Below are 6,607 nucleotides of genomic sequence, written 5' to 3'. Positions count from 1 at the left end.
CCGGCACAGCTCGGCGATGCTGTATTCGCCGCGAAGCCCATCCAGCACAATGCGGATATTCTCCTCGGCCGAATGATGCTTCCGTGTCGCCCGCCGGATGTTCTTCACAACCTGCTCGGAGGTGGTCTTCGTCGTCTCGGATTTCTGTCTCATCAGCGCTTCTCCTGAAAGCTACGATGAACCAGAAATCCTCTCTTCCTCAAGTCAGCCAGTTTGTCTCATGAGGGCTGCCGCCGGACAACAACACAAGACGCGGCCATTGAACTTTCTCTACTGTTCCAGTTGGAGTGTGGTGGCTCGGTTTGTTTGACGGATATCCACCGGATGACCAGCCTGTCGGGTCCGAGATTCGCGCAATTCTGTGTTGGACGCAAGACTGGCCCTTGGCAAAGCCTGCAGGCGGCTTGAGCCATCGGATGCTGCAGCTTCCAGTTCCAGGGCAGGAGTTCGTCGAGTTTGCTGGCGCGATGGTCAGCAATGCGGGTGTCGAGAATTACTTCTCGCGCGTCAGCGGGGCGCAGATCGTTGCGGCACTGTGCGAAGCGAAGGGCGTGCCGGCGGCACCGTCATGGTCGAAGATGAAAAAGACCGAACTCGCGGTTCTTGCCGCCCGCGAGATCGTTGGAACCGGCTGGCTTCCGGAGGCGATGCGCCTGCGGAACAACACGGTCGAGGATCTCGACCAAATACCGTGATGTTCTAAACCTCTATGCCGGTCGCGCTCGGGACGGCGCGGCCGGTTTTTCATGCAGCAGTATCCCTGTCCCTGGAGTTCGCAGTTTGGGGGAACGCTTGGTGTATCGCTATACTTCGTTAAGTTTGCATAATGGCCTTTTTGCTAAGCCCGGCTACGCAAAAGGGCGTCGTTTCGAACCTTGAATTTGGTTTGACTTTATGACATTATACTAAGTATGACTGAGCGAAACGTCGGGAAGCTAAACCAGTTGGAACGAACCCTGCCGGAGGGCCTTGTGGCCGATGCGGCATGGATGGAGCGGCACGGCTATTCCACGAGCCTGCGCAGCCAATACGTCTCGGCCGGTTGGCTGGTGCAGCCGGTGCGCGGCACCTACAAACGGCCACTCGGCGAACTGGACTGGCAGAAAACCGTCGTTTCTCTCCAGAAACTCATGGGATACGCCCTTGCGGTCGGCGGGCGCACCGCGCTCGATCTGCAAGGATTCAGCCATTATTTGTCACTGTCCGGCCCTTCAACGATCCACCTCTATGGAACGGAGCCGCCTCCCGGCTGGCTATCCAAGCTTCCGTTGAAGGAGTCGTTCCGGTTTCACAGGTCGCAAGTGCTGTTCAAGAACCTTGCGGCCGGGAAGGAGCCGTTACAGGGCGGCACGTTGCGGGAATTGCCGGGACCGACGGATTGGCCGCTTGTGGCTTCGACGCCCGAGCGCGCACTGCTGGAAATGCTTGACGAGCTGCCCGGCCAGGAGAGCTTTCACTTGGTCGATATGATGGTCCAAAGCCTGAATACCTTAAGCCCGCGCCGGCTTCAGACCCTGCTTGCCGACTGCCGAAGCGTGAAGGTCAAGCGGCTGTTCTTCTTCTTCGCAGACCGCCATGCGCCGCCTTGGCTGAAGCAGATCAATCGCGAGGAGATCAGCCTTGGCAGCGGCAAGCGGATGCTGGTCAAAGGCGGGAAGCTGGACCCGAAATACCTGATAACCGTGCCGGAGGACCTCGGTGCCCCTGAATGAACGCTACAGGCGCCAGGTCGCCCTTCTGATCGCTGCCATGCCTTTCGTCGCGGCGGAGCGGGAGTTTGCGCTCAAAGGCGGCACGGCGATCAATCTCTTTGTCCGTGATATGCCACGCCTGTCGGTCGATATCGACCTGACCTATTTGCCGGTCGCGCCTCGGTCAGAGTCTTTGGCAGCCATAGATACGGGGATGAAGCGCATTGCCGCCGCTTTGCGCGCAGGATTGCGCGGCGTGCGCGTGAATGAGGTGGTGAACGCCCGGGAGCAGATCGTCACCAAATTGATGGTTCAGGGCAGCGATGCCCAGATCAAGATCGAGGTGACGCCCGTGCTGCGCGGCTGCGTGTTCGAGCCGGAAGTAAGGGCCGTCTCGCCGGCGGTGGAGGACACGTTCGGCTTTGCAGAAATGCAGATGGTCTCATTTTCCGACCTTTATGCCGGGAAGATTATGGCCGCGCTCGACCGTCAGCATCCGCGCGATCTTTTTGACGTGAGGGACCTGCTGGCCAATGAGGGCATCAGCGATGATCTGAGAAGGGCCTTTCCAGAACCTCGTCAGGCAGCACAGCGTCTCCCTGCTGAAGATCGTGAAGCTCTAGCGCCAGTCTATCGATCTGTTCCAGTTGATCGCCGCTGCCTTCCTTGGCCTTCCTTGCCTTCTCCAGCATCAGCATGAACTGTGCGTTGTGGATCGCTCTGGCCCGCTGCGCTGTCGCTAGGTCGGTGGTCCCTAGTCTCACTCTGTATCGAGCCTTCCCAGTCCACGGCTCAGACATGTATTCCCTTAGGTCAACAGGGGTCTTCCGGTCGTAGTAGAACTGACGTCCGTGAAGGAACAGATTGGTCATATCGGGCATCTCTGGAACTCCTTGGGACCACACTTCGGGACCACAGCTACTAAAGAAAAACCCAATATATCAAGCTATTTAAGACCTTAGAGTCGTATTGTGGACCCCTCCTGTCGGGCGCGCCATCTTCATTGGGTCCATACTGGGCACATAGGCCGTATTTCATTCCGAAGACATAGGTTACTCTTTAACTGCCTTCGAGGACGCTCGTCGCGCCTTGGAGGGAGTGTCGTGTCCTGAACGAACGCGTGAAGTTCATCGCCCTGTTTCCGGGGGCGGGAAGGTCGCGGCGCCGGCTGCCTTCTGGCCGGCTTGACCGTCAAGCACTGCTGATGGCGCGCGCTCCCATGCAATCCGGTTACAACAGGAAGTCAGCTTCAAGCAGATCAATCTGCCCGTTCAGTCTGATTTCCGAATTGGCTAGGCCGTCGCCGTCGCTGTCCAGTTCGACAATCGTCCGGTTGCCCGATTGGGACCAGCGCAATTCTCCTTCGGCACCCGAGAACCCATCCTGACCGCCGTTGCCGGTGAACTGAAAAGCCTGGTTGCCGCCCAGTGAGACCCTAGCGTCAATGTTGCGGAGGTCGATCAGGTCTCCATCGGCCTGCGAGAAATCGGTGATGATGTCACGGAGGGAGCCGATGCCCGACTGGTTGGTGCTGTTGAAGTCGAAACGGTCGAGCCCCGCGCCGCCGGTCATTTCATCTGTACCGCGTCCGCCGGTCAGCACGTCGTCGTGGTTGCCGCCCTCGAGGATATCGTCGCCGTCTCCGCCATCGAGCGTGTCGTCGCCGCCTCTTCCCAGCAGGAGATCGTTCCTGCCGCCGCCGCTCAGGACGTTGGACTCGCCATTACCGGTCAGGCTGTCAGCCCGCCCGCTGCCAACCAGGTTCTCGATGTCGAGGAACGTGTCGCCATCCGCTTCGCCGCCGGATGCATTGCCGCTGACCAGGTCCACGTCCACACCGGCGGAGGAACTCGCGTAGCTCGCGGTGTCAATCCCTGCTCCACCGTTCAGGCTGTCAGCACCTTGGCCGCCGATCAGCGTGTCATCGCCGTTGGCGCCTTGAAGATCGTCGTCACCGGCAAGTCCATTCAAGATGTTGTTGCTGGAATTGCCGATCAGCCGGTCACTCTGGGCATCGAGGCCAGTCAAATCGATGTCGGCACTGCCGGTGCCGCGAAGGATCTCGACGTTGAGAACGTTCGTGAACGAGATGGCCGTGTCGATCTGGTCGGCCGAGCCCGCCGCGGCACCGGCCTGTTCGATGATGATGTCCGGCACCGCCTGGCTGTCAGTGATGACATAGATGTCACTGCCGCCGCCGCCGCTCAGGGTATCGCGTCCGCGCCCTCCGTCGAGCCTGTCTTCGCCAGCGTCGCCCCAGAGCCTGTCGTCGCCGTCGGCGCCGTCGAGGACATCGGTGCCCGCTCCGCCCCGGATTTCATCGGCCACGGAGGTTCCCGTCACCGCGTCCTTTCCGGAACTGCCGAAGACCTGAACCAGATCGCCGTCTTCGCCCCAGTTGGCGAAAGTTAAAAGCGACAGGTCCAGAGATGTGCCACCGGTCAGATTGATGCGCAGTGTGTCTGTCACCTTGGCCTGCGCATTGCCATCCACCAGCGCATCGAGCGCAACCCCGGCGGCCCTGAACTGGTCTGCCGTAAACACGGCCACGCGGTCGACGATGCCGAAATTGAAGAAGTCGATTGTCTCGATCGAGGCGATGCTGAGGAGATCGAAACGGAACGTTCCGCTGCCAGCGGCCAACAGCGCATCGCTGCCGGCGCCCCCATCGACGCTCTCGCCCGCCACGATATCGGTGGCATCATACTGGAACGCGTCGTCGCCATCGCCACCGAGCAGGTCGTCAAGACCCAGTCCGCCAACGATCACGTCGTTGCCATTGAACCCATCCAGCCGGTTGTCGCCATCGTTACCGATGATGACGTCTTTGCGGTTCGAGCCGCTCACGTTCTCGATGGAGTTCAGGGTGACGTCATCGTTGTTGATGAAACGTGTCGCCGTGCCTGCTCCAAGGTCGATCCGCGTGTCGCCGACTTCGTAGTTGAACCTCAGGTCGAGCGTGTCGATGCCGGAATTGCCAAAGACGTCCTTGGTCCCAAGCCAGCGGCGCACTTCAATGGTATCGTTGCCAGCGCCGCCATAGGCCGTGTCGTTGCCCAGCGTGAGGCGGAGAATGTCGCTGCCGCCAGCGCCGCGCAGGATATCGGCTGACTGCGTGGAGTTGCGGTCGATGATGGTTTCGCCATAACCAGATCCTCTGACCTCCTCGAAGCCGGCAACACCCATTGTGCCCAGGTTGCGCCCGTCCCGAAACGTCGCAGTCGAGGTATCAAGATTGATGACGATGTCCGCGATCAGCCCGCCCAGGCCGCCTGAGGAGCCCAATCCTCCAAAGTCGATGATGTCGGTACCAAGACCACCGTCATAGAGGGCATCATCGGCGAAGTCGCCTTCGATGCGGTCATCGCCGGCCCAACCATGAATGGTATCGGCGCCTCCGGAGCGGAAGATGACGTCTGCGACCCTGGTGCCGACGATGTAGTCGTTTCCCGATGTTGCGTTGCCGGGCTGGTTTCCGCTGCCAAGAGGATCGCGGGGATCGAGGATGATGGAATGGAGTGTATAGGGTTCGAATTCGTTCTGGTTGTCGACATACCAAGTCAGCACGGCCCGTCCATCTTCAAGCGGAGCGACGTTGAAGTTCATCAGCCGTGCCGCCTCCACCGACTCCTCGTAGGTCAGGGCACCGGCATAGGGAAGAGTCGCCCCGCCCCGCTGGATGCCGTTGCCGTCGAACACGCGGATGTAGATCTCCTTCACCAGGTTGAGATGATCCGGGTCGTTGTTCACGTCCGGCGTGACCAGCAGGCCGTCCACCCAGACCACCCCGAAGCCACCGTCGGCGAAACCCACCACGCACGTGCTGGTGATGCCGAATTCATCGGATGACACGTTTTCATCCAGCAGGATCTGGCCGGTGCGCGCGGTGCCGTTGGAATTGAACACCTGCGCATAGACATCGTGCGTGAAGTTCTCGTAGTACTCGGACGAACCGTTGACCGGATGTTCGACGATCCAGGACACGACGAAGCCGCCATCGTCCAGAGCAGTGATCTGAGGCGAATAGGTTCCACCGCTGAAGTTGTTGTTCAGCGATGTCTCGCCGTTGAAGAAGATGCCGGCGCCGTTCAGAAAGACATTCGTTGATCCCACGACATTGCCGCTGCTGTCGTGGACGAAGACGATGAGATCGTCGCCGTTGCGGTCGTGGAAACGTGTGACCACGGCATAGTTGCCGCCCGAAAGAGCTGCCTGTTCAGTGGTGCCGCCGCCGTAACTGTTGACATGCACGCTCCGGGTCGCGAGCAGGAACGGCGCGTTGAAGCCGTTGGCATCGCTGTTGAGGAACCGGCCATACAGTTCGACGGTGTCGTCCGACGCATTCAACTCGATCTTGGTGGAGAGCAGCAGGTGGCTGTTGGCCGGATTGGACAGGTCTGCGGGTGCGACCGGCGCGTTGAAGCCGTTCGATATGCTCGCGGCCGCGTCCAGGCCCAGAGCGGCATTGTGTTCTTCCCAGATCGGGAGCGCGGAATCGGCATTCCTGTAGGTGATGAGGAAGCCGCCATCGTCGAGCGAGGCGACCGTGGATGAGCCCTGGTCCCCGTCGACGGCAAATTCGTTGAGCGTGAGGATGTCGCCGATCTGGTTGCCAAGTGGATCGAACAGCAACCCATTGACATTGGTCTGCGTGTCCAGCGGCGAGGTTCTTTGGGTACTGTCGAACACCACCAGGTAATTGCCGTTCATGAGTTGGGTGATCGACATACCCTGCCACTCAGGATATGGATTGGGCAGCATGCGGGTGTCAGATGTCGGGGATGTCCCGTACTCTGTTGAAAATGCCAAGGCTGGCGTCGCTGGTTGAACCTTATGCAGCATCGGCCAAGCGGTCAACTGCATGGGAGGCTGGCTGCTCGGTCCGATGGTTTTGAAGTGCGGCCTTGAGGATTGGC

General features: G+C 60.0%; 4 protein-coding genes and 2 pseudogenes. 3 read left to right on the top strand and 3 right to left on the bottom strand.

The window, feature by feature from the left end:
- Positions 1-153, bottom strand: a pseudogene (locus ACEW8Q_RS19520) (IS3 family transposase); the annotation flags it as partial.
- Positions 154-383: 230 nt separating this feature from the next.
- On the opposite strand from ACEW8Q_RS19520, the gene ACEW8Q_RS19515 reads away from it, so the two are divergent.
- The 3 genes from ACEW8Q_RS19515 (at position 384) to ACEW8Q_RS19505 (ending at position 2,391) form a co-directional block, all read left to right on the top strand.
- Positions 384-695 (top strand): hypothetical protein, encoded by a 312-nt coding sequence (locus tag ACEW8Q_RS19515; protein WP_373505732.1) that lies wholly within the window; start codon positions 384-386, stop codon positions 693-695.
- Positions 696-911: 216 nt separating this feature from the next.
- On the top strand, positions 912-1,712 hold the full coding sequence (locus ACEW8Q_RS19510) for a type IV toxin-antitoxin system AbiEi family antitoxin domain-containing protein (RefSeq protein ID WP_373505731.1): 801 nt from the start codon (positions 912-914) through the stop codon (positions 1,710-1,712).
- Complete coding sequence (locus ACEW8Q_RS19505) at positions 1,699-2,391, top strand: nucleotidyl transferase AbiEii/AbiGii toxin family protein (RefSeq protein WP_373505730.1); 693 nt, start codon at positions 1,699-1,701, stop codon at positions 2,389-2,391. The genes ACEW8Q_RS19510 and ACEW8Q_RS19505 overlap by 14 nt, the downstream gene beginning before the upstream one ends.
- Positions 2,392-2,425: 34 nt before the next feature.
- Here ACEW8Q_RS19505 and ACEW8Q_RS19500 read toward each other — a convergent pair.
- Together ACEW8Q_RS19500 and ACEW8Q_RS19495 are read right to left on the bottom strand one after the other, a co-directional pair.
- A pseudogene (locus tag ACEW8Q_RS19500) lies at positions 2,426-2,563 on the bottom strand (hypothetical protein); the annotation flags it as partial.
- A 358-nt stretch (positions 2,564-2,921) separates the two neighbouring features.
- Positions 2,922-6,452, bottom strand: coding sequence for a hypothetical protein (locus ACEW8Q_RS19495; RefSeq protein WP_373505729.1), 3,531 nt, complete (start codon positions 6,450-6,452; stop codon positions 2,922-2,924).
- Positions 6,453-6,607: the final 155 nt, after the last annotated feature.

It is taken from the genome of Aestuariivirga sp. (genome assembly GCF_041738905.1).
In the GTDB taxonomy this organism is placed as follows: Bacteria; Pseudomonadota; Alphaproteobacteria; order Rhizobiales; family Aestuariivirgaceae; genus Aestuariivirga.
Note: the sequence above shows the minus strand (reverse complement) of the source record. Positions and strands in the feature narration are given on the sequence as shown.

What these genes read in the sequence shown, in the direction of transcription:
- ACEW8Q_RS19510 (WP_373505731.1), top strand. Translation starts at nt 912, where the DNA reads ATGACTGAGCGAAACGTCGGGAAGCTAAACCAGTTGGAACGAACCCTG.
- ACEW8Q_RS19495 (WP_373505729.1), bottom strand. Translation starts at nt 6,452, where the DNA reads ATGCTGCCCAATCCATATCCTGAGTGGCAGGGTATGTCGATCACCCAA.